Source organism: Streptomyces sp. BJ20, from assembly GCF_022869105.1.
GTDB classification, from domain to species: domain Bacteria; phylum Actinomycetota; class Actinomycetes; order Streptomycetales; family Streptomycetaceae; genus Streptomyces; species Streptomyces griseoincarnatus.
On record NZ_CP094918.1, the window covers coordinates 3,953,806 to 3,973,898 of the forward strand.

General features: G+C 71.6%; 16 protein-coding genes and 2 pseudogenes. 9 read left to right on the top strand and 9 right to left on the bottom strand.

The features are described from left to right. Positions 1 to 118: 118 nt before the first annotated feature. On the bottom strand, positions 119 to 643 hold the full coding sequence (locus tag MTR79_RS17550; RefSeq protein ID WP_244791175.1) for a MarR family transcriptional regulator: 525 nt from the start codon (positions 641 to 643) through the stop codon (positions 119 to 121). 175 nt (positions 644 to 818) lie between these two features. Here MTR79_RS17550 and MTR79_RS17555 point away from each other — a divergent pair. After that, positions 819 to 1,999 (top strand): annotated as a pseudogene (locus tag MTR79_RS17555) (FAD-dependent monooxygenase). 296 nt (positions 2,000 to 2,295) lie between these two features. Further along, positions 2,296 to 2,841: a pyridoxamine 5'-phosphate oxidase family protein gene (locus MTR79_RS17560; protein WP_189364770.1), complete on the top strand. Its 546-nt coding sequence runs from the start codon at positions 2,296 to 2,298 to the stop codon at positions 2,839 to 2,841. Positions 2,842 to 3,218: 377 nt separating this feature from the next. On the opposite strand, the gene MTR79_RS17565 is transcribed toward MTR79_RS17560, so the two are convergent. Both MTR79_RS17565 and MTR79_RS17570 read right to left on the bottom strand, forming a co-directional pair. Then, positions 3,219 to 4,118, bottom strand: coding sequence for a class I SAM-dependent methyltransferase (locus MTR79_RS17565; RefSeq protein WP_244791177.1), 900 nt, complete (start codon positions 4,116 to 4,118; stop codon positions 3,219 to 3,221). 128 nt (positions 4,119 to 4,246) lie between these two features. Next, positions 4,247 to 4,852 carry an XRE family transcriptional regulator gene (locus MTR79_RS17570; RefSeq protein WP_122213399.1) on the bottom strand — a complete coding sequence of 202 codons (606 nt, stop codon included), beginning with the start codon at positions 4,850 to 4,852 and terminating at the stop codon, positions 4,247 to 4,249. Between the two features lie 385 nt (positions 4,853 to 5,237). On the opposite strand from MTR79_RS17570, the gene MTR79_RS17575 reads away from it, so the two are divergent. After that, the gene (locus tag MTR79_RS17575; RefSeq protein WP_244791179.1) at positions 5,238 to 6,833 is read left to right on the top strand and encodes a DHA2 family efflux MFS transporter permease subunit; all 1,596 of its coding nucleotides are present in this window, start codon (positions 5,238 to 5,240) and stop codon (positions 6,831 to 6,833) included. Positions 6,834 to 7,011: 178 nt separating this feature from the next. On the opposite strand, the gene MTR79_RS17580 is transcribed toward MTR79_RS17575, so the two are convergent. Beyond that, on the bottom strand, positions 7,012 to 7,764 hold the full coding sequence (locus MTR79_RS17580) for a ScbR family autoregulator-binding transcription factor (protein WP_189364766.1): 753 nt from the start codon (positions 7,762 to 7,764) through the stop codon (positions 7,012 to 7,014). Positions 7,765 to 8,290: 526 nt separating this feature from the next. Here MTR79_RS17580 and MTR79_RS17585 point away from each other — a divergent pair. Continuing rightward, positions 8,291 to 9,073 (top strand): HAD family phosphatase, encoded by a 783-nt coding sequence (locus MTR79_RS17585; RefSeq protein ID WP_244791181.1) that lies wholly within the window; start codon positions 8,291 to 8,293, stop codon positions 9,071 to 9,073. 353 nt (positions 9,074 to 9,426) lie between these two features. Then, positions 9,427 to 11,442, top strand: coding sequence for a SpoIIE family protein phosphatase (locus MTR79_RS17590; RefSeq protein ID WP_244791183.1), 2,016 nt, complete (start codon positions 9,427 to 9,429; stop codon positions 11,440 to 11,442). Positions 11,443 to 11,486: 44 nt separating this feature from the next. Here MTR79_RS17590 and MTR79_RS17595 read toward each other — a convergent pair whose 3' ends face one another. Together MTR79_RS17595 and MTR79_RS17600 are read right to left on the bottom strand one after the other, a co-directional pair. Continuing rightward, the gene (locus MTR79_RS17595; protein ID WP_244791184.1) at positions 11,487 to 11,789 is read right to left on the bottom strand and encodes a DUF1540 domain-containing protein; all 303 of its coding nucleotides are present in this window, start codon (positions 11,787 to 11,789) and stop codon (positions 11,487 to 11,489) included. A 207-nt stretch (positions 11,790 to 11,996) separates the two neighbouring features. Further along, positions 11,997 to 12,422, bottom strand: coding sequence for a helix-turn-helix domain-containing protein (locus tag MTR79_RS17600; protein ID WP_244791185.1), 426 nt, complete (start codon positions 12,420 to 12,422; stop codon positions 11,997 to 11,999). A 77-nt stretch (positions 12,423 to 12,499) separates the two neighbouring features. On the opposite strand from MTR79_RS17600, the gene MTR79_RS17605 reads away from it, so the two are divergent. After that, a complete protein-coding gene (locus tag MTR79_RS17605; protein ID WP_244791187.1) occupies positions 12,500 to 13,144 on the top strand; it encodes an MBL fold metallo-hydrolase in 645 nt (214 codons plus the stop codon). 309 nt (positions 13,145 to 13,453) lie between these two features. Here the strand turns inward: MTR79_RS17605 and MTR79_RS17610 are convergent, their stop codons facing one another. Continuing rightward, the gene (locus MTR79_RS17610) at positions 13,454 to 14,389 is read right to left on the bottom strand and encodes a pyridoxamine 5'-phosphate oxidase family protein (RefSeq protein WP_244791189.1); all 936 of its coding nucleotides are present in this window, start codon (positions 14,387 to 14,389) and stop codon (positions 13,454 to 13,456) included. A gap of 458 nt (positions 14,390 to 14,847) precedes the next feature. On the opposite strand from MTR79_RS17610, the pseudogene MTR79_RS17620 reads away from it, so the two are divergent. The 3 genes and pseudogenes from MTR79_RS17620 to ppdK all read left to right on the top strand — a co-directional run. Beyond that, a pseudogene (locus MTR79_RS17620) lies at positions 14,848 to 14,964 on the top strand (universal stress protein); the annotation flags it as partial. 186 nt (positions 14,965 to 15,150) lie between these two features. Beyond that, a complete protein-coding gene (locus tag MTR79_RS17625; RefSeq protein ID WP_244791191.1) occupies positions 15,151 to 15,840 on the top strand; it encodes a DUF4389 domain-containing protein in 690 nt (229 codons plus the stop codon). A 42-nt stretch (positions 15,841 to 15,882) separates the two neighbouring features. Further along, entirely contained in the window at positions 15,883 to 18,552 is a 2,670-nt protein-coding gene (gene ppdK / locus MTR79_RS17630) for a pyruvate, phosphate dikinase (RefSeq protein ID WP_189364761.1), read from the top strand. Positions 18,553 to 18,637: 85 nt separating this feature from the next. On the opposite strand, the gene MTR79_RS17635 is transcribed toward ppdK, so the two are convergent. Together MTR79_RS17635 and MTR79_RS17640 are read right to left on the bottom strand one after the other, a co-directional pair. Then, complete coding sequence (locus MTR79_RS17635) at positions 18,638 to 18,961, bottom strand: hypothetical protein (RefSeq protein ID WP_244791193.1); 324 nt, start codon at positions 18,959 to 18,961, stop codon at positions 18,638 to 18,640. Between the two features lie 51 nt (positions 18,962 to 19,012). Beyond that, complete coding sequence (locus MTR79_RS17640) at positions 19,013 to 19,978, bottom strand: NADP-dependent oxidoreductase (protein WP_244791195.1); 966 nt, start codon at positions 19,976 to 19,978, stop codon at positions 19,013 to 19,015. Positions 19,979 to 20,093: the final 115 nt, after the last annotated feature.

Below are 20,093 nucleotides of genomic sequence, written 5' to 3' on the forward strand. Positions count from 1 at the left end.
CGACCGCGCAGGCAGCCCGCCGTGCTCCCACGATGCACGACCTGCGGGTGGGTGTCCGGTCGGTGCAGCGCTGACGGCTGAGTACGAGCCGCCCTCCGGCGGAAAGCCGTCGTGTGGGTTACGCCCCCTCGCCCTCTTCCTCCTCCGGCAGTGCCAGCCGGGCCGTCACGTCGTCGGCGAAGCGGGCGAGGAGGCGCAGAAGGTCGTCGCGGTCCTGCCGGGGCCAGTCGGCAAGGACCTCGGCGAACCAGCCGAGCAGCGTGGTGACATAGCGCTGGGCGGCTTCGCTGCCCGCCTCCGTGGGCTCGATGAGGCTGGCACGGCGGTCGAGGGGGTCGGCGATGCGTCGCACGAGGCGGCGCTTCTCCAGGATCTGGACCTGGCGGGTGACGTGCGGGCCCACGACCTGCATGCGGTCGGCGATCTCTCCGATACGCAGGGGCTCCCCGGCCGCGAGCAGGGACACCAGCACCCCCACGGCGGGCCGGTCCAGAGACGGACCGGCCGCCCTTGCGGCACGATCCACGAGCCGGCCCTTGTTGAACGCGGAGCTGAGCCTGGTGAGCCGGGGCAGCACCGCGAGCAGGTCGTCGGGCGACAGCCCGGGCGCGGGTCCGGGCTCCCCGGGGGACTCGGGGGTCATGACTCCTCCAGTTGCATACCTGAGTTAGGTATCTATATCGTTGAGGGCGGGGCTGCGGCACCGAAAGTGCCGCACGGCTCCATAAAGGATACCTAAGGTACGCATGTGCATCGCCGTTCGGCCTGCCGCGTACCGCCTCCGTGCCGGATCCGCCCGGCAGAAAGGTGCCGTTCCCATGACGCACCCGACTTCCACGCCCACGTCCGCCCCCCGTCGCGTACTGATCTCCGGAGCCAGCATCGCCGGACCCTCACTCGCCTACTGGCTCGACCGGTACGGCTTCGAGGTGACCGTCGTGGAGAAGGCCGGGGCCGTCCGCGGCGGCGGATACGCGATCGACATCCGCGGCACGGCCCGGGAGGTCGTGGACCGCCCCTCGACGCCGCCGGGGACACGATCGGCGCGGTACGGCCCGAGCAACTGACCGGCGGCGAGAGCGGCCAGGACCTCGAGGTGCGGCGCGGCGACCTGGCCGACGCCCTCTACGCGCCGCTGCGGGACCGCGTCGAGTTCCTCTTCGGCGACTCGATCGCCACGCTGGACGACGACGGGAACGCCGTGCACGTCGTCCTCGACAGCGGTACGCACCGCACGTTCGACCTCGTGATCGGCGCGGACGGACTGCACTCCCACACCCGCCGACTGGTCTTCGGACCCGAGGAGCCCTTCCACCACTATCTCGGGCACGTCTTCGCGGGCTTCTCCCTGCCCAACGAACTCGGTCTCGCGCACGAGGCGTTCATCTGGAGCGAGCCGGGTCGCAGCGCGGTCGTGTACGCCTACGAGCCCTCCGAGCCCGTGCACGGATTCCTCACCTTCGTCCGCGACACCCCGCCCTTCGAGGCGTTCCGCGACCCGCGCGCCCAACGCGACCTGGTCGCCTCGCAGTTCCCCGAGCAGGTGTGGCAGGTGCCGCGGCTGGTGGCGGCGATGCGGACGGCCGAGGACCTCTTCTTCGACATCGTGAGTCAGATCCACATGCCCGCCTGGTCCCACGGGCGGGTCACGCTGGTGGGCGACGCGGCGCACGCGACGTCCTTCCTCTCCGGGCAGGGGTCGAGCGTCGCGCTCATCGGCGCCTACGTCCTGGCCGGCGAGCTCGCCACGCACGCGGACCACACCGAGGCCTTCGCGGCCTACGAGCGCCGGATGCGCCCTTTCGCGGAGCGTAACCAGGCGCTGGCCACCACCGGCGGCACGATCGTCACACCGACGACGCGTGCCCAGGTGGACGCCCGCAACGCGCTGTTCCGCGACCCGGAGGCGATGGCGAAGGAGCTGGCCACGGCGGAGGCGGAGGCACGAAGGGCGACGCACTCCTCCCTGACGCTGCCGGAGTACACGACGGCGCTCTGAGCCCTCCTCTCCCCCGCCGCGCCCCCGTACAGGCCTCGGCACGCCACCAGCGGATCGTGTCGTGAGCTGGTCGTCGTCGACCTGGCACGGAGGACATGACTCGAGCCGGTTGGTGGGCTGACGAGTCGGAGTCGGTGTGCGCCCGGGTGACGGGCCGGTTCGCCCAGGCGGGTCCGCGGTGGCGGATGCGGGACCATGTCCGCGCTCCGCTGGGCCGAACGGCAAGGAAGAACGGTGCCTGAGCGCCGCCGGGCCGGGCTGCGTAGCCTTCACAGAAGGAGTGAAAGGGGTTTCGCATGACTCCGGAACAGCCCAGGACCGAGCTCGACGCTCGCTACAGTTCCGCGCTCAACCCGCGCCCGGGCGCGCAGGACGTCACCGCGACCGACTGGGACGAGGCCGAACGCGAGCTGCGGGCCGCCGAGGTCTTCTGGATCACCACGGTGCGGCCGGACGGCCGGCTGCACGTCACGCCGCTGATTGCCGCCTGGCATCAGGGGGCGCTGTACTTCAGTACCGGGCCGGGAGAGCAGAAGGCGAAGAACCTGGCCGGTAATCCTCACTGCGCACTCACCACAGGGCGCAACTCACTCTCCGAGGGCCTCGACATCGTGATCGAGGGCACGGCCGAGCGGGTGACGGATCCGGCGCGGCAGGACGAGGTGATCGCCGCGTTCGAGGCGCAGTACGGGGACCATGTCACCTCCCCGGAGGGCCCCTTCCACGGCTTCGGCGACAGTATCCGTAAGGGCAACGACCTCCTGTTCGCGGTGGCACCCGGCACGGCGTACGGCTTCGGGCACGACGGCCAGGTCTTCAGCCACACCCGCTACACCTTCTAGCGGGCCTGCGTAAAAGGAAGCGCGCAGCCGAGGGAAGGCGCGCCGGGCTCTCGGAGGGGTCGGGCACAAGCCCTGCCGGGGGCGCGCCGCGGACTCGAAGCCCGTATCCGACAGCGAGCACACCGACGTGCCGTGGTCGGCCCGACCACGGGGCCTTCCCGGGCGCGGCGGTGATGGCACTCGTGTCCACGCGACGCTCCCGGCGTGCGCGGCCCGCGGCCACTGCACACGCGGCTGGTTCTGCACCGCCGGCGTGGGCAGGGTGTTGTGCACAGCAGGAACGCGCTCACATGCGCTCCTGGGCGACATCCAACGGCTTCTGCCGGTCACGTCACGGACGTTCGTTGCGGCCCGGCAGGCAGCCGGGCCGCCAGGGGTCAGGAACGGTGGGCGGCCCAGACGGTCCGCTCGGTGCGTACGGCGAGGTCGTCGCGGTGCAGGACGCAGTGCGGGCTGTTGACGTCGAGGAGTTCGTCGAGGGCGGCGAGGTCCTCAGGGCTGAGCATGGGCGCGGCGGCGCCGCGGATGCGTTGCAGGCTGCCGTGAGCGTAGCGGCCGACGGCCTCGCTGCGGTTGCCCGCGATGTTGACGGTGATGGTGCGCTCGTCCTGGACGTCGAATCCGGCGGCGGCCAGCATCGGCCCCCAGTCGGCGCCGCGGTGCGGGACGTGTTCAGCGTGGAAGCTGTCGGTCGCTTTGTGGGCGCGCTCTTCGAGTCCCGGTCGGCCTTCAGGGGCGTCGGCGGGCAGGAAGCGGGGGAAGCCGTCCAGCTCCACGACGGCGAACATCCCGCTCGGCGCGAGAAGTTCGTGGACGCTACGCAGGGCGCGGTCGGGGTGGGCCATGTGGTGCATCGACGCGGAGGCCCACACCAGGTCCGGTGTGCCGAGGTCGGGCCAACGACTGGTGTCGAGGTCGGTCTGCACGGTGCGCACCCGGTCCGAGACGCCGCGGGCGCATGCCTTCTCGAGCAGGAACTGCAGGTGGCCGGCGGAGGCGTCGACCGCGGTGACGTGCGCCTCGGGGAAGCGCTCGAGGAGCGCGAAGGTGCCCGCGCCGGTGCCGCAGCCCAGGTCCACGATCTGACGCGGCTCGACCTTCAGCGGCAGCCAGGCGGTGATGGATGCGATGTGCTCGGCGAGGACCTCGGCGTCCAGCTCGAGGATCTCCGCCTGTCCGCTGTCGCCGTCCTGCTGAGTGCCGCCATGACCACCACCGTGGCCGTGCCCGTGGTGGCCGATGTCGCCGTGCGAAGTGTGCTGGTGCGCTTGGGTCATGGCACCACCGTAGGACCACCATGCGCGAAACGCACAACTACTTGCGGTATACGCAAGAAGATGGCCCGGTGCGCTGCCCGCCACGCAAGATGACCCCGCGCGCGGACGCTCGACACAGCCGGAGGCTGCTACTCACAGGGCCCCTGCGCGCCGTCGCACTCGCTGCTGTCGCCGGTGTCACGTTGGTGGCCGCGCCGGGCGTCGCGGTCGAAGATGCCCAGGATCTCGCACGGGCCACCCTCGGCCCCGATCGCGTGCGGCATCATGGTGGGGAACTCGGCGGCCTGGTTGGTCTCGACGCGGAACCGGCGGTGCCCGAGCATGAGGATCGCGGTACCGGAAAGCACGACGAGCCATTCGCGGCCGGGATGGGCGCGCATGCGGGCGGGATTGTCGGGCGGGGGTTCCGTCATGCGCTGACGCATGACGCTCATGCCGGGGTCGCCCTTGATGGGCCACCGCATCAGGCCGTGGGTGCCGTCGATCATCGGGCTGATGACGACGTCGTCGGCGGCGTTCTCCACGAGCTGGTCCAGGGTGGTGTCCAGGGCGCGGGCGAGGGTGACGAGCTGGTCCAGGGCGAGGCGGCGCTGTCCGTTCTCGATCCGGCTCAGCGAGGACTGGCTGAGATGGGCACGGGTGGCCAGTTCTTCCAGGGACCAGCCCTGCGCGACGCGCAGTGCGCGGATCCGTTTGCGTACGAGGCTGTCCAGCGCCCCATCTTCTTGCGTCATAGGCAACATGGTATGCCTTCGCTGCAATTCGGTCCTAACGTCGCATGCGGATGGTCCACCAGCAGGGGGCCAGGTACGACGAAAGGGCGCGACATGCCTGCGCTGAATTGATCCGACCGCGTAGGTCGCTGCGTCCGGCGCGGCCGGTGCCCCGGCCGGATCCCACATCAACGCTCTGCCGGCCACCGGCTCAACGCTCTGCCGGCCACCGCCGATACCGACGTGACCCTCGCCGCTGCCCCGGCCGCGAACATCCCCACCTGACCCTCGGCCTGACCCGCGTGGACCGCAGCCGGCGGCCGACGTGACGAACCCGCCTGTTCCACCCCTCTTCGGCGACCGGTCCGAACCGGCGCTGATTCTTCATGCCCTTTGAGAGGACATCTTGAGTAGCAACCAGACTGCCCAGACGGCGGCCGCACCAGTCGGCGGCGGTGCGCCGGATGCGCGTCAGCTGCGCGCGATCCTGATCGCCGTCTCGATCGCGCTGATGGCGGTCATCGCGTCGGTGTCCGGTCTGAACGTCGCCCAGACCCACATGGCCGTCGAGTGGGACGCCTCCCAGACCACCGTCCTGTGGATCATCAACATCTACACCCTTGCCCTGGCCGCCCTGCTGCTGCCGCTCGGTGCGATCGGTGACCGACTGGGTCGCAAGCCCATGCTGATCACCGGACTGATCATTTTCGGAGCGGCCGGCGTGGTCGCCGGACTCGCCCCGTCGGCCGCAGTGATGATCGGCGCCCGCGTGGCCGCGGGCGTCAGCGCCGCGATGATCATGCCGATCACGCTTGCCGTCGTCACCTCCACGTTCCCCGAGGAGGAACGGGGCAAGGCGATCGGTGTGTGGACCGGTGTCGCCGGAGGTGGCGGCATCCTGGGCATGTTCCTCTCCGCGTTCCTCGTGGACGTCGCGGACTGGCGGTGGCTGTTCGCGCTGCCCGTGGTACTGGCGGTCGTCGCACTGGCGATGACTTGGAAGTCGGTGCCCAACTCCCGCGAACGCTCCACCCATTCCTTCGACACCATCGGTGGGTTGATGTCCGCCGTCGCCGTGATCGGACTCATCTTCGTCCTGCAGGAAGGCCCCGAGCGCGGCTGGACCGACCCCGTCTCCCTGATCAGCCTGGGCGTCGGCGTGGTCGCCGCCATCGCCTTCGTGGTCTGGGAGCTGCACCGCCGCGACGCATCACTGCTGGACGTACGCCTCTTCCGTGAGCGCGGCCTGGCCGGCGGCTCCGTCACGCTGCTCGTCGTCTTCGGCGTCCAGGCCGGCATCGCCGTCGTCCTCTTCCCGTTCTTCCAGGCTGTGCTGGGCTGGTCGGGCCTGCTGTCCACCGCGGCGATGATGCCCATGGCCGTCATGATGATGGCGACCTCCGGCCTGGCCCCCATGATGGCCGCCAGGATCGGCGCCCGCTCCACCATGACCGTGGGCGTCGCCCTGTCCACCCTCGGTCTCGCGCTGATGGCGCTGTTCGTCTCCGTCGACGGCGGCTACCTGTCCATCCTCGCCGGCATACTCGTCATGGGCATCGGCATGGGCCTGTCGATGACACCCTCCACCGAGGCCATCACCAGCTCGCTGCCCCGCGCCAAGCAAGGTGTGGCCTCCGCCCTCAACGACGTCACCCGCGAACTCGGCACCGCTCTGGGCGTCGCGATGCTCGGCGCGCTGGTGGCCAACGGCTACCGCAGCGCGATCCACGACAAGCTCGGCGGCATTCCCCACAAGGCCGCGGACACCGCACGCGAAGGCATCGCCAACGCCGTCGAGGTGGCCCCGAGCACCGGCAGTCGCGCCCAGGGCCTGATCCACACTGCGCAGCAGTCCTTCGTCGACGGCTGGCAGCAGGCCATGTGGGCGGGCGTCGCCATCATGGGCATGCTGCTCGTCTACCTCGCTCTCCGCGGGCCGAAGGGCTCGGGCCCCGCCATCACGGACGAGGCGGAGGCCACGGAGACCGTCGCCGTCCGATGACCGCGTAACAACTGGGCGGATCACCCGTCAGGCGTCAGGCGTCGCGATACCACGGTGCCTGACGCCCCATCCGAAGTCCGACAAGCGGGCGGCGCCGGCCGCTGTGCCGGACCGCGGACGTCCCTGGCCGAAGTCGTGATATCTCCGTGACAGCGCTGGAATCATACGTTCAGCGCTGTCACTGCCGTTCCGGGCAGTTCGTCGCGTGTTCCGTGGTGCGTGCGGTCCGCTTCCGCTCTCCGGTGGCGGGCGCGCCCAGGGGCAGCGCGTGAGGGGGCGGACAGTCGTCGGTGGCCGGCGAGGCTGCCGCGGGCCGCGTCGGGGCCTGGCAGGCTCGCGGATCCCGTTGGAGAGCGGGCAGGGTGAGCTGCCACCAGTCGGAGACGCGGACGGGGAGCGCGTGGGAGCCCTCCAGCGCCTCCGTGAGGGTGCAGAACCCGTAGAAGGCGCGGACCAGGGTGCGGGCAGTGGCAGCCGGGCGGACACCGGCGGCCAGGCATCCCCCGGCCCGGGCCTGCGCGAGCAGGCGTGTGACCGCGGTCGTCCAGAGGACGAAGGGGTCGGGGAGGTCCGCGTTGATGGTGTGGCGCTCGGCCCACAGGCGGGCGCCCGCGCGGGTGAGGGAGTCCTCCGCGAGAGCGCGGGCGATGTCGTGGCTCAGTGCGACGAGGCGTTCCAGGGGAGGCACACTCGGGTCGTCGTACCGGGGGACGAGGCTCGGCCAGGTCGCGAAGCCTTCCCGGACGACCGCCTGGGCGATGCCTTCCTTGCTGGCGTAGTGGAAGTAGACGGATCCGCTGGTTCGTCCTGACCGGGCGCTTATGTCGTTGACGCTCGTACCGGCGTAACCCTGCTGGGCGAAGAGGAAGGCGGCTGCCTCCAGGAGTGATCTGCGGGTTGCTCTGGCCCGTTCCTGCAAGATCTCGCGCACCTCGTTCGGCTCCGTAGTGAACGGCCCACAATGTAGTGCGCCCGCGTACGCCCGGAGCAATGAACCGTCAGCCACACGCGGGATTGCGGCATTTCTTTCGAATCTGAACACCCAAGAGTGGAAATTGGCTTCCGGGTGCCGCTCCCGGTTCGCCGGCTTGCCCTTTCGCCGCAAGCGGGGGCCTGACTCCTCACCGCGCACGAATCCAGCAACTCGCCTTGTGCACAGCGGGAATGACGCTGCACCAGAGGTCTGGAGGCGGCGGGACGGGCAACCGCTTACACCCTGATCACCTGCGAGGCGAGTACTCGAAACGGTGATTGCGCCGTTTTTCGGAGGCTAAATATCGTAGCCGTTGCAATGTTTTCTCTTTGCGGCTGATGCACCGAAATGCGAGTCGTCCTTGCCGGTGTGTTCCCGAAGGGCACCGGCCATCTCCGTGCCTCGTTCGTCACGGGGCCCGCCGTCCCACCGCGCAGTCGCGCGACTCGTGCTCCCGCTCCAGCCCTCTCCCTCAGGAGGCCTCATGACACCGCCACTCCGAACCCTGTCGGACTGGTCGCCCGAGGCAGTCGTCTTCGACTGCGACGGCACGCTGATGGACACCGAACGGCATTGGCAGGACGCACGCAACCGCGCCTTCCGTGAGTTCGGTCTGCTGCCTCCCCCGGGCTTCGCCGATCGCGCCAAAGGTGTGCACTACGTCGACTGCGGCCGCCTGATGGCCGAGGAGACGAACAAGCCCGAGTTGGCCGCGGACCTGACCACGGCGCTCCTCGCACACTTCATGTCCCTGGTGGCGGAGGATCCGCTGACGATGCCGGGTGCCGGTGAGATGGTGCGCCTCCTCTCCGGGCGGCTGCCGCTGGCCGTGGCCAGCAACTGCCCGCTGGAAGTGGTGGAGGAGAGCCTCGGCCGCGCAGCGCTGCGTCACCACTTCCGCCACGTCGTCGTGCCCACCGGGCCGCCGGACGATCGCGGGACCGCACTCGGGACGGACGGCGAACGCGGGCCGGCGGTGCGGCCCAAACCGTGGCCGGATGTGTACACCACGGCGGCACGTCTGTGCGGAGTCCGCCCGGGAACCGCGCTGGCGGTCGAGGACTCCCTCACCGGCATCGAGTCGGCGTGGCGTGCCGGACTGCGGGTCCTCGGCGTGGGCCCGCAGTCCGACCAGGCGAACACGGGGCATGCCGACGCCTGGGTGCCGGCCCTGGACGATCCGGAACTGCTGCGCCGGGCACGTGACTGGCGGCGCCCCCTGTCACCGGACGTCGACCGGGATCAAGGGCATCACGGTCCGCACTGACCGGTCGTCGAGCCGGGGGCTGTCGCCGGCCGGGTGTGAGGCTGCCGCAGTCGCCGGCCCCGCCTTTGCCTGGCGGCTGACGTCCAACGGCCCGCCAGGGAGCCGGTGCGTCGCCGCAACGGCCTCCGGCCCCGTGTGCGTACCCTCCAGCACGCCCCCGACGGCGCTGTCGCACGGCCGCCGGATCACCTCGGCCGGCGTGCCGCCGAGGAGGCGGCCTGGTCGGCGTCGCGCGGACGACGCCGACCGTCGCCGAGCCGGATGAGGGAGGGTGAGCGTCGGCCCCTGGGCGAGGGGTACTGGGAATTCGTTGCCCACGTTCACTTCCCGGGCAGGGGCAGGTGGAGGCCCGCATGAGGCTGGATATGTTCGATCCCGCTCCGATCGGCGTGGTGTTCACCCGAGGGCCGGAGCACCGGCTCGCGTACACCAACGCCGTCTACCGGAAGACCTTCGGCGACCGTCCGCTGGGTCGGCCCCTCCGGCGCACCTTTCCCGACCTCGCGCAGTCCGGCTATTTCGACATCTTCGACCGGGTCCTCGCCACGGGTGAGGCCGAGGTGCTCACGGCCGTTCCCGTCGACCTCGACTTCGCGGACTCGCCACGGGAGGAGACGCGCTACTTCACGTTCAGCATCTCCCGGGCCACGGTGAGCGACGGGAGCCGTGGCGTGCTGGGCGTGATCGTGGAGACGACTGAGCAGGTGACTGCCGCACGGCGGATCCGTGTCCTGTCCGAGGAGCGGCGCCGCGCACTGCTGCGCTACCGCAGCCTGGTGAGCGCCGGGTCGGAGATGGTGTGGGTGACGGGCCCGAAAGGCGGTGTGACCGAGCCGAGCCCGGGCTGGCAGCGGGTCACCGGGCAGAGCTGGGAGGAGTTCCGCGACGACGGATGGATCGACGCGGTCCATCCCGACGACCGCGCCTCCGTCATCGAGCGGTGGAGCCGCACCCTGCGGGAGGTGCGGCCGCGCTTCACCCACACCTACCGGTTGCGGCTGGCCACGGGTGGCTACCGGCACTTCGCCGTCGACGCGGCGCCGGTCCGCGACGGGGAGACGGTGATCGAGTGGATAGGCACGTGCCGTGACGTCGAGCAGGAATGGCAGGATGACCGCCGGGAGAGGCTGCTGGCCCGGGCGACCGCCGTGACCGCGGACACCGCCCGGCCGGACGAGATGCTCGCCGCCCTCACCGCGGTGATCGTGCCCGAGCTGGCGGACAACTGCACCTCCTACCTTCTTCCCCAGGCCCTGCACCGCACGCCGGGGACCGCCCTGACCGCCGAACGCGTCGCCGCCGTGCCCCGCCAGGACTCTCCTCCCCCGCCCCCGCACCACGCCGAGCATCTGGGCCCGGACAGCGCCCTCGTCCGCGCCGCCGACCTGCGCCGCCCGGTCCACGCCGTCTTCCCGCCCGGCTCACCACCGCCCGATATCGTCCCGCCGGGCACCGAATCCTGGCTGGCGCCCGACGCCAACAGCGTCGTCCTGCTTCCGGTCGTCGTCGACGGCACCACCGCCGCCCTGGTCGTCGCCTGCGTCAACGGCGACCGCCCACCCCTCGGTCAATCGGAGATCAGCCTGCTGCAGACGCTCCTGGAACGGGCCCACACCCCCTTGAGCAACGCCCTGGAGTACCAGCGGACCCGACAGGTGGCGCTCGCCCTCCAGCACAGCCTGCTCACCGAGCCCCCGGACGTCCCCGGCCTCGACATCGCCGTCCGCTACCGGCCCAGCAGCTCGGCCGCCGAAGTCGGCGGCGACTGGTACGACTCCTTCGTGCTGCGCGACGGCGCCACCGTCCTCACCGTCGGTGACGTCGCGGGCCACGACCTGCCCGCGGCGGTCACCATGAGCCAGTTGCGCAACATGCTGCGCGGGCTCGCCCTCGACCGTGAGGAACCCACCGGCGAGATCCTGCGGCGCCTGGACACATCCATACAGACCCTGTACCTCGAGTGCACCGCCACCTGCGTCCTGGCCCGGATCGAACGCCCGGCGCCGGGCCGCCTGCAGCTCCACTACTCCGCGGCGGGACACCCCCCGCCGCTGCTCGTCGAGGCGGAGGGCACCGCACACTTCCTGGACGAGGGCCGCTCCCCGATGCTGGGCCTGCTCCCCGACCCCCGTCATGGCACTGCCGTCCACCCTCTGCCCCCCGGTTCGACGCTGCTGCTGTACACCGACGGGCTGGTCGAACGCCGGAACGAAGACCTCACCGACGGACTGGACCGGCTGCGCCGCCAGGCCTCAGCCGCGGACCGGCGCCCCCTGGAGCCCTTCTGCGACGAATTGCTCGCCGGGATGCTGACCGCCGACAACGACGACGACACGGCGCTGGTGGCCCTGCGCCTGTCCGTGCCGTAGCCCCCTGCTCGCTCACGCGCCTGCAGTGGTCCTACGTGCGGGTCTCACGTCCGCTCGTACGTGAGGCAGTTCACCTGCTCGTACTCGAGGCCCACGGTGATGGCCGGGGCGTGGCACTCGAGTCCGCTGTTGTGGCGGCAGTCGGCCATCTTGCACGCGCCGACCCTGCCGGTGGTCGACGGTTCACCGCCCTCGAGGTCGGCGCCCATGAACGTGTCGCAGACGGGACTGTCGAGGTCGCCCACGGTGATCGCCGCGGCGTGGCACGTGTGGTCGTGGTTGTATGCGCAGCCCTCGGCCGCGCATTCGCTGATGACGGGCAGCTGCATGACGGGTGTGGCTGTCATGGCGGATCGCCCTTCTCGTGAGGTCGTGCGGAGCGTCCGGGGCAGTCGGTGCCTCCGGAGCCCTCGGCGCTGTCGGCAGTCCTCGGCGCCAACGGCGCCGCGTCCGTCCGGGCCGGCTGCTCGCGGAACGCTCCTCTCCTGTCTTCCACTGTCCGCGACGGCACCGGGCTGCGCATGTCCACAGGGTGCCGGCGACAGACCTGCGGGCTATGTGCCGTGCAGGTGCGCGCTCAGGCGTGACAGGAGGGGCAGCGCAGCCTCGAGCGTCCTGCGTTCGTCGGCGTCGAGGACGGTGTTGATCGCGGCGCCGAGCCAGTCGGCGCGCCGTCGGCGTTCCTCGGCCAGACGGTCGCGTCCCGACTGCGTGAGGTGGAGCAGGAACTTGCGCCCGTCGCCGGGGTGGGCCTCGGCCCGGACGAAGTTCCGGGCCAGGAGGTCTTTGACGGTCTTGGCGGCCGATTGGTGAGTGACTCCGCGCTGTTGGGCGATCTCGGCGGTGGTCAGCGGGCCGCCGCGGTCCAGGTAGCCCAGGACGGCGGACTCGCCGGGCGGCATCGTGTCGGCGGCGCGCACGGTGCGGACGAGTCCGCCGATGGTCAGGCGGAGTTCCTCGGCCAGTCGTCTGTCGTCCATGACCGCTACTCTACCTGCTTCTATCAAATGAGTTGTACAGTTTGATTGTAGATATTCGCACGCTCGGAAGGCCCCCCGTGAAGCTCACCAAGCACGCCCATGCCTGCGTCACGCTCGAGAAGGACGACACCCGGCTGGTCGTCGACCCCGGTGCGTTCACCCCGGACGCTGCCGCAGCCGTCGCCCGTGCTCACGCCGTACTGATCACCCATGAACACTTCGACCACTTCGACGAACAGGTCGTCGCCGCCGCGCTTCAGGCGCGGCCCGAGCTGGAGGTCTACGGCACCGCCGCCGTCGCGGCCGCTCTCGGCAGCCACGGCGGGCGGGTGCACGTCGTCGCCGCGGGTGACACCTTCAGCGTGGGTTCCGTCCCGGTCACCGTCCACGGCCACCGGCATGCGCGGATCCACCCCGACATCCCGTGCCCCGACAACGTCGGCTACCTCCTGGACGACGGTGCCGTCCACCATCCCGGCGACGCCTACTGCGTGCCCGACGCCCCCGTGCGCACCCTGCTGCTGCCGACCAGTGGCCCCTGGACCAAGCTCGGTGAGGCCGCCGACTACGTCCGCGCCGTCAAGCCCGAGCGTGTCGTCGAAATACACGAACTCATGCTCAGCGACCTGGGCCGGCGGTCCACCGCGAATCTGCTCGGCGAGAAGGGGCTGACCGGCATGCCGATCGAGCGCCTCGAGCCCGGCGCCGACATTCAGGTGTGAGACTCCCCGGCGCGTGCGATGAGCCTCCGGTCTCTTCCGGCGCCACGGTCACCGTGCGCTCGGCGCACAGCAATCCCGTCGCCGGTCAGCTCCGCCGCGGGGCGACGGCCACCGGGCAGGCGGCGTGGTGCGGCAGCGCCTGGGGCCGCCCGGCCGAGTCGCGGCCCCGTGTGGCCGTGCCCGGAGCTCGGCCGCCGTACGGTTCGCCTTCCGTGAGGCCGAGGAGACACATCCGGGACACCTCGCTCATCTCCCTCGCCGTGCGGGTCTCGCGGGCCGTGGAGGGCGTCGTGGACGGCGAGACCGGGCTCAGCGGCGAGCCGACTGATCGGCGGGCGTGATGCGCTTGCCGGTGAGGCGCGTGGGCCGGATGGACACCCATGTGTCGCGTGTCCCGCCCGCCCACGGTTCGGTGTGGGCGCGCCGGGCGAGGTCGCGTACGGCGTCGGGGCCGGTGACGGTGGTCGCGGGGCCGACGGCGAGGACGCTCCAGCCCTGGCTCATCGCCTCGTCGACGTGGTCGACCTCGAAGGCGACCTCGTTGCCGGCCGCCGCGGCGGGCACGGAGCCGGGCCTCGTGCGGAAGACGATCGCGTCGTCCACGACCTCGTAGTTGACCGGGACGACCGCGGGGCGTCCGTCGGGCGCCGTCACGGCGACGCGTCCCACGCCGTGCGTGGACAGCAGTCGCCGGCACTCCTCCTGGTCGAGGTCGTTCAGGCGCGGGTGCAGCAGGGCGTGGCCCTGGCCGGGGGGCCGGTCGACGCCTCCCCCGCGGAGAGAGGCGGCGGTGGTGTCGAGCGCGGCGGCCAGGGCCAGGAGGGTCGCCGTGGACGGGTCGGAAGGCTGCTCCTCGAGGTACTTCAGGTACTGGGGCGAGATACGGGCCCGGCGCGCGGTCTCCTCGCGGCTGAGTCCCCGCCGGCGGCGCTCCTCGGCCACCCGGCGGCCGACGTCGCCCGGGTCGGGCCTGCCCGGCGCCGGCGTCGCGGAGGTCCCGGGCGTCGCGGCGTTCTCCCCGACGGTGTCCGTCGCGGAGGGCGCGTCGTCCGCTTCCGCTTCCAGGTGCTCGATGTGCGCGTCGGGGCCGGGGAACACGAGCGTCACGTCGTCCGTGTCCGACCAGCGCACGTCGTAGGGGGGTGTTCCGTCCTCGTGGTGCAGTCCGATGATCTCGCCGTCGCGCCTGACGACGCCGGTGGCCGGGCTTTCGACGACGAGCCGGTCGCCGAGGTGAGCGTGCATGTCCGCTGCCCCTCTTCCGGAGTGGTCCTGTTTCCAACGTGCCACGGGCGGTACACCGTCGCACGGCACGGCCGGTCGGCGACCGTGGTCGCGGATCGGGTGGCGTCCACCTTGGTGTGTCACGGCAGGCGGGGGCCGAGGCCCATGTGCATCACCTCCGCCGAGTGCGGCGGTTCTCGCGTCACCGGTGGAAGCGGCCCGCCCACAGGGGCTGGGTAGCCGCGCACCGCGTCGCCGTGCGGTCTCAGGCCGGGACCGCGATGACCGGACAGTGGGCGTGGCGCAGCACTCCGTGGCTCACCCAGCCAAGCAGCATGCCGGTGAACTTCCGTGCCCACGGGTTCCCACCACCGGCGACGGCGTGCTCGGACCCCTCCGTCAGGGCCCGCTCGCCGCGTTCGCCCCCCTTCCAGCGTCGCCTCCGGGGCCGGGCGACGCCACGCCAGGCAAGGAGGTGCCGTCGCGGGGACGGCGGTTTCATCCCGGCGGTGCCGGGGCCGGTCAGCCGGCGGTGCGCGCAGCACGCGGCCTGCCCGGTGGTCGTCGTGGGGCTGGACGACGACCCGAGGCGCTGACGCCCCGATGCGGGCGGGAGGGGCACGGGTGGGCCACCCGTCCCGGGCCGTGCCCCGGTCGGCCCCTGCGCCGACCGGCCGTTTCACCGATGCTGGAAGAAGGAGGTCGACGACGACCACGCACCGCGGTGCGTGACCGTCACCGGCTTCCGTGATCGTCACCGGCTTACGGAGGGACAGGTCACCATGAGCACATACGTCACCTCCTCCGCCGTTCCGCCGCCCGGCCCGGCAGGCGCCCAGGCGTACCCGGCCCGGCTGACGGCCCGGCTCGACGCGCCGCTGTCGCGCTGGCTGTGGCTGGTCAAGTGGCTGCTCGCGCTTCCCCACCACGTCATCCTGTTCTTCCTGTGGGTGGGGGTCGCGGTGGTGAGCGTGGTGGCCTTCTTCGCGATCCTGCTGACCGGCCGGTACCCGCGTCCCCTGTTCGACTTCACCGCCGGTGTGCTGCGCTGGAACTGGCGTGTGGCGTACTACGCGTACGGCGCTCTGGGCACCGACCGCTATCCGCCGTTCACCCTCGCCGACGTCCCCGACTATCCGGCGCACTGGGACGTGACGTATCCGCAGCACCTGTCGCGCGGGCTGGTCCTGGTGAAGTGGTGGCTGCTGGCGCTGCCGCACTACTTGGTCGTGGGCTTCCTCGTCGGCGGAGCGCGCCTGGCCTGGTTCTCGGGCGGCCTCATCGGCCTGCTCACACTGTTCGCCGGCGTCGCCCTGGCCTTCACCGGACTGTATCCGCGCGGGCTGTACGACCTGCTGCTCGGCCTCAACCGGTGGTTGCTGCGGGTCGCCGCGTACGCGGCGCTGCTCACGGACGCGTATCCGCCGTTCCGGCTCGACCAGGGCGGGCGGGAGCCGGGGGCGGCTTCTTGACGACGCAGTAGGTCCCATCGTCCCATCGGGAGGAGCACCAAGATGGTCCGTTATGTGTACGCGTTCGCGGAGGGCGGCCGGGAGCAGGCCGACCTGCTGGGCGGCAAGGGCGCCAACCTGGCCGAGATGGCCCGGCTGGGGCTGCCGGTGCCACCGGGCTTCGTCGTCACCACCGAGGCCTGCCGCGCGTTCCTCGCGACCGGCGGGGAGCCGCCCGGTCTGTCGCGGGAGATCTCGGACCACCTGGCCGCGCTGGAGCGGGCCGCGGGGCGTCGGCTGGGCCAGCGGGACGACCCGCTGCTGGTGTCGGTGCGTTCGGGCGCGCGCTATTCGATGCCGGGGATGATGGAGACGATTCTCGACGTCGGTCTCAACGACGACTCGGTGCTGGGCCTGGCGAAGTCCGCGGGTGACGAGCGGTTCGCCCGGGACTCGTACCGTCGCCTCGTCCAGATGTTCGGCTGCACGGTGATGGGTGTCGACGGCGCCCTGTTCGAGCAGGCGCTCGAGGATTTGAAGCGGGACGTGGGCGCGGCGGACGACCTGGGGCTGAACGCGGTCGACCTGGCCGGCCTGGTGGAGACGTACAAGGAGCTGATCCGCCGGGAGACCGGCGAGTCCTTCCCGCAGTCCCCGGCGGAGCAGCTGCAGCGCGCGGTGCTGGCGGTGTTCCAGTCGTGGAACGTCGAACGCGCCCGTCTGTACCGCCGGCGTGAGCACATCCCGGACGACCTGGGCACGGCCGTCACCGTGCAGACGATGGTCTTCGGCAACCTGGGCCCAGACTCCGGCAGCGGTGTCGCGTTCACCCGCGACCCGGCCACCGGCCGGTCCGGCGTGTACGGCGACTACCTGGCCAACGCACAGGGCGAGGACGTCGTCTCGGGCATCCGCAACACCGTGCCGCTGGACGAACTCGCCCGCATCGCCCCCGAGGCGTACGAGCAGCTGCGCCGGAACATGGAGACGCTGGAGGCGCACTACCGCGACCTGTGCGACATCGAGTTCACCGTCGAGCGCGGCCGGCTGTGGATGCTGCAGACCCGCGTGGGCAAGCGCACCGCCGAGGCCGCCTTCACCATCGCCTCCGCCCTGGCCGACGAGGGGCTCGTCTCCGCGGACGAGGCGCTGGACCGGGTGCACGGGGACCAGCTGGCGCGGCTGATGTTCCCCCGGTTCGACGCGTCCGCCGTCAGGGAGCCGCTGGCGCGCGGCGTGCCCGCCTCCCCCGGGGCGGCCGTCGGCGCGGCGGTGTTCGACTCCGCGGAGGCCGTACGGCGTGGGGAGGCCGGGGAGAAGGTCGTCCTGGTGCGGGAGGAGACCACGCCGGACGATCTGCCCGGCATGGTGGCGGCGCAGGCGATCCTCACCAGCCGCGGCGGCAAGACCAGTCACGCGGCCGTGGTCGCGCGCGGCATGGGCACGGTGTGCGTGTGCGGGGCCGAGGAGATCACCGTGGACACCCGGCGGCGGCGCTTCACCGTCGGCGGCACGGTCGTGGAGGAGGGCACCGTCATCTCCGTGGACGGCTCGGCGGGAGCGGTGTACCCGGGTGCGGTGCCGCTGGTCGACTCGTCCGTCGTGCGGTACTTCGAGACGGGTGAGCGTCCGGACCCGCTGGTGGACGCCGTGGCACGTGCCATGAAGCACGCCGACGGGGTACGCCGGCTGGGTGTTCGCGCGAACGCGGACACCCCCGAGGACGCGGCGCGCGCGCGGCGCTTCGGGGCGGAGGGCATCGGCCTGTGCCGTACGGAGCACATGTTCCTCGGCGACCGGCGGCGGCTGGTCGAGGCGATGATCCTCGCGGACGACGACGCGGAACGCGACCGGGCGCTGGAGGCGCTGTTGCCCCTCCAGCGGCAGGACTTCAGCGGCATCCTGGACGCGATGGACGGCCTGCCCGTCACCATCCGTCTGCTCGACCCGCCGCTGCACGAATTCCTGCCCGACCGGATGGAGTTGGCCGTGCGGGTGGCGACGGCCGAGGCGCAGGGCGGCGCTCCCGACGAACACGATGTGCGGCTGCTCGACGCCGTCAACCGGATGCACGAGGAGAACCCGATGCTGGGCCTGCGCGGCGTACGCCTCGGGCTGGTGGCTCCGGGGCTCGTCGCCATGCAGGTGCGGGCCGTCGCCGAGGCGGTCGTGGAACGCAGGCGCGCGGGCGGGGACCCCCGTCCCGAGATCATGGTGCCGCTGATCGACACCGTGGAGGAACTGCGCCTGGTGCGCGAGGAGGTCGACCGGGTGCTGGCGGACGTCTCAGCGGAGGCCGGGATGCCTGTCGACTGCCCGGTCGGCACGATGATCGAGCTGCCGAGGGCGGCACTCACCGCCGGACTCATCGCGGAGGAGGCCGAGTTCTTCTCCTTCGGCACGAACGATCTGACCCAGACCACGTGGGGTTTCTCCCGCGACGACGTGGAGGCGGCCTTCTTCTCCGCGTACCTCGACAAGGGCGTCTTCACGGTGTCCCCCTTCGAGACGATCGACCGCAAGGGCGTGGGACGCCTGGTGGAGATCGCGGTGAGGGAGGGGCGCGCGGCGAGGCCCGGCCTGCACATGGGGGTGTGCGGCGAACACGGCGGGGACCCGGAGTCGGTGCACTTCTTCCACACCGTGGGTCTCGACTACGTCTCCTGCTCGCCCTTCCGCGTGCCGGTCGCGCGCCTGGAGGCGGGGAGGGCCGCGTTGGAGGGGACCGAGTGAGGGGCGCCGGTCGGGGTCAGGTGTCTCTCCGGCGTATGTGCAGGTGCGCGCGGGTCGGCGTCACGCCGGTCCGCGGTAGGGCGCCTCAGTCGCCGTTCTCCGCGTCGAGGGACTCCAGCCCCACTTCCCAGCGGCGTCGGCGCTCGTCCCCCGACTGTTCCCACCACGGGGTGCCCCGTTCGCCGAGTGCGGTCTTGGCCCGGTTCACCCGGGACCGTGCCGCCCGCTCGGCCTGCTCGTCGTCGGCGGTCGTCGCGGAGCGCACTGCTCGGCGTGCCGACATGAGGTGGCGTCGCAGGCGGGCGGCCGTCTCCTCCGGGATCGAGGGGTCGGTCGCCCGCCACTTCCTGCCGCGGATGACGACGTGGTGCCCGTCGGAAGTTCGCTCCGGTGGCTGGTCCGCGTTCACACCGACGAGGTGCCCCGTGCGGCTCCGGCCGAACCTGGAACCCCCCGCGTGTCAGTCCGTCGTGGTCAGGACCAGCTTGCCGCGCGTGTGGCCGGCCTCGCCGTGGGCGTGGGCGGTGGCGGCCTCCGCGAGGGGGAAGGTCTTCTCCACCTCGACACTCACCTCACCCGCGTCGATCAGGTCCGCGATCCGGGTCAGCGCCGGGCCGTCAGGCTCGACCAGGAACCCGGTGGTCCGTACGCCCGCCGCGTCGGCGGCCGCCGCCAGGTCCGGGGAGACACCGCCGGGGACAGCGACCAGCAGGCCGCCCTGGGACAGGGTCTTCAGGGCGCGGGTGCTGGTCCGGTCGTGCCCGTCGCCGACCAGGTCGACGACCACGTCGACGTCGGCCGCGGCCTCCTCGAAGGCGGTGGTGGTGTAGTCGATCGTCTCGTCGGCACCGAGGTCCTTCAGCCAGGGGTGGCGGGCGGCACTCGCCGTGGCGGTCACGTGCGCGCCCAGGTGGCGGGCGAACTGGACGGCGAAGTGGCCCACGCCTCCGGCGGCGGCCGTGATCAGGACGCGCTGCCCCGCCTGCACGTGCGCGGTGTCCACGAGGATCTGCCAGGCGGTCAGCGCCGCCAGCGGTACGGCGGCCGCGTGGACGTGGTCCACGGTGGACGGCTTGCGGGCCCACTGGCGGGCCGGTGCGGTGACGTACTCGGCGTAGGCGCCGCCGGCGCGCGGGAACCACGGCATGCCGTACACCTCGTCGCCCGGCTCGAGCGTGGTGACGCCGAAGCCGACCTCTTCGACGACGCCGGAGACGTCCCAGCCGAGGATCAGCGGGAAGGTCTGCAGGCCCGCCATGCCCTGGCCCGTGCGGGTCTTCCAGTCGACCGGGTTGATGCCGGCGGCGTGGACGCGCACCAGAACCTCGGTCGGAAGAGGTTCGGGGCGGGCCACGTCCTCGGGGGTGAGGACCTCCGGGCCGCCGAACTCGGTGATCGTGACGGCGCGCATGGTGTGGCCGCTCATCGTGTCGTGCTCCTGTTCATCGTGGGGGTGGTGCGCCGGGGTGGGCCCGGCACATTCCACCCTGCCGTGTCGGTGCGGGCGTACGTGAGTGGCCTGAGGGACACCTGTCGTACCA

Coding starts and splice junctions, on each gene's coding strand:
- MTR79_RS17610 (WP_244791189.1), bottom strand. CDS start 14,389: ATGCACGCTCACCTCGGCGACCGGCTCGTCGTCGAAAGCCCGGCCACC.
- MTR79_RS17565 (WP_244791177.1), bottom strand. CDS start 4,118: ATGACCCAAGCGCACCAGCACACTTCGCACGGCGACATCGGCCACCAC.
- MTR79_RS17570 (WP_122213399.1), bottom strand. CDS start 4,852: ATGACGCAAGAAGATGGGGCGCTGGACAGCCTCGTACGCAAACGGATC.
- MTR79_RS17585 (WP_244791181.1), top strand. CDS start 8,291: ATGACACCGCCACTCCGAACCCTGTCGGACTGGTCGCCCGAGGCAGTC.
- MTR79_RS17600 (WP_244791185.1), bottom strand. CDS start 12,422: ATGGACGACAGACGACTGGCCGAGGAACTCCGCCTGACCATCGGCGGA.
- MTR79_RS17590 (WP_244791183.1), top strand. CDS start 9,427: ATGAGGCTGGATATGTTCGATCCCGCTCCGATCGGCGTGGTGTTCACC.
- MTR79_RS17550 (WP_244791175.1), bottom strand. CDS start 643: ATGACCCCCGAGTCCCCCGGGGAGCCCGGACCCGCGCCCGGGCTGTCG.
- MTR79_RS17625 (WP_244791191.1), top strand. CDS start 15,151: ATGAGCACATACGTCACCTCCTCCGCCGTTCCGCCGCCCGGCCCGGCA.
- MTR79_RS17595 (WP_244791184.1), bottom strand. CDS start 11,789: ATGACAGCCACACCCGTCATGCAGCTGCCCGTCATCAGCGAATGCGCG.
- MTR79_RS17640 (WP_244791195.1), bottom strand. CDS start 19,978: ATGAGCGGCCACACCATGCGCGCCGTCACGATCACCGAGTTCGGCGGC.
- MTR79_RS17560 (WP_189364770.1), top strand. CDS start 2,296: ATGACTCCGGAACAGCCCAGGACCGAGCTCGACGCTCGCTACAGTTCC.
- ppdK (WP_189364761.1), top strand. CDS start 15,883: ATGGTCCGTTATGTGTACGCGTTCGCGGAGGGCGGCCGGGAGCAGGCC.